The sequence below is a fragment of the Paenibacillus camelliae genome (genome assembly GCF_023715345.1).
Taxonomy (GTDB): Bacteria; Bacillota; Bacilli; order Paenibacillales; family Paenibacillaceae; genus Pristimantibacillus; species Pristimantibacillus camelliae.
The window spans coordinates 1-425 of sequence record NZ_JAMBNY010000059.1 but is presented as its reverse complement, the minus strand read 5'-3'; the positions used below and the strand labels follow the sequence as shown (position 1 = coordinate 425).

The window sequence follows — 425 nt, the reverse complement described above, 5'->3', positions numbered from 1 at the left end:
CAGTGACACTATTACCAAGAATTAACACGTATATTTAATAACTAAAAAGAGGCAGGTAATCTTGCCTCTTTTTAGTGTATATCAATGCCTCTTTGATTTAATATGATCTTATCAATGATACCTTCTGACTAAAGCTATAGTAACTATACTAGAACGTCTAGTTCATAAACACGTTTCACTCTAACCTTTATTTAAATAATATATAAGCATCAAACGCCAAGGCTAATATACCAATAAAATAATTAATAAAGATTTTTATTTTAGTCTTTGTAATAGTTGACAAATTTTATCACCTCTAAATATCGATAAATTAAACACCGTTATTTTTCCTTTGCCTATCTTTTATCATTTCAGAAGGTACTCCGAAAATAAACATCAGAATAAATAATATAATTGGCAAATGTGGTATGTTTTCTAGCAAATAC

At 27.5% G+C, this 425-nt stretch carries 1 protein-coding gene; it reads right to left on the bottom strand.

Annotated features, from left to right (window positions below; all coding sequences use genetic code 11):
• Positions 1-310 precede the first annotated feature (310 nt).
• Positions 311-425, bottom strand: a 115-nt coding sequence (gene elxI1 / locus M3180_RS22385; protein WP_432806970.1) for an epilancin biosynthesis-related protein ElxI1, incomplete at its 5' end; no start/stop codon positions are given.